Below are 1189 nucleotides of genomic sequence, written 5' to 3' on the forward strand. Positions count from 1 at the left end.
GTCACATCTGTACACCATTTCTGATTGGGGGCAGTAGCTGTAAAATCACGATTGAGAATATTGTCTTCTACATTGACAAAGCTAGTCTTGGTGCAATATCCCTTGGATCTTCTGATAATGGAGCGAATACCTAGAATATGCATCAAGCGACGAATCCGCTTCTTGTTGTAGTTTGTTTCAAGCTTGCGATTGACAAATCGAGTCATACGACGATAACCAAGAATGCCATTATGTTGGCTATGAAGGTCCTTGATGACGTCTATCAATCTTGTATTTTCTTGTTCAGAAGGAGTTTCTTGATGACGCAACCACTTGTAATAGCCTGAGCGAGATACCTTTAGAATACGGCACAAGTGGCTGATAGAAGCCTCTTTCTGTTCATCCGCATATTCTTTAATCGCTTGGAAGGATTCCAAGTGGCGACCCATTCTTACCGTCGATTTCGTCGCTTGATTTCTTCTAACTTTTTTAGCAGGCCATTCTCCATTTCAAGATACTTAATCCGTTCTTCCTGTTGCTTGATTTTTAGGCGTAACTCTTCTTCCGAAGTCAGATTAGGCTTACTTTCCAAACCTTTTCCACGACGGTCGAGGAGGCCGTTAGAACCGTCCTTCTCAAACTTTCTGACCCACGAATAGACCTGTTGGTAGGAAACGCCATACTTCTCAACAGCCCCTTGGTAATCTTTCTCGTGGGCAAGGGTAAAATTGACAATCTCAACCCGTTCGTCAAAAGTTGTCTTGCGTCCTTGTTTCATGCGACTCATTCCTCTACTAGTAGCTTTCAATTCTTTACCACTAGTATAACGTTTTATCCAAGATCTGAGAACATAATCACAAGAAATTCCATATTTTTCAGTCAAATCTTTGAGACTTCCCAAGCCATTGAGATAGTCGGAAACAGCTTGTTTCTTTAGTTCCTTACTATACTTCGTCCAGTGACGACTTTCCTCTAGCCCCTCAACACCAGCTTCTTTGTACTTCCGAACCCAGTTTGATAGAGTGTCTTTAGACACACCATAGCGCCTAGCTAACCAGCTAAGTGATTTCCCAGCTTCCAAGTGGAGTAGAACAATTTCTAGTTTCTCAGAGACAGACTTTGGACTTCTTTTGGACATAATAAAACTCCCTTTATAGTTTCTAGTGAAAATTTTTGTTTTTTCACTGTCCACTATAAGGGGAGTATATCA

General features: G+C 41.3%; 1 pseudogene. It reads right to left on the minus strand.

Annotation, left to right across the window (positions count from 1 at the left end):
* Positions 1-1117 (minus strand): annotated as a pseudogene (locus ODU34_RS10155) (IS3 family transposase); the annotation flags it as partial.
* Positions 1118-1189: the final 72 nt, after the last annotated feature.

The sequence above is a fragment of the Streptococcus sp. 2018WUSS126 genome (assembly GCF_044427425.1).
Taxonomy (GTDB): Bacteria; Bacillota; Bacilli; order Lactobacillales; family Streptococcaceae; genus Streptococcus; species Streptococcus hashimotonensis.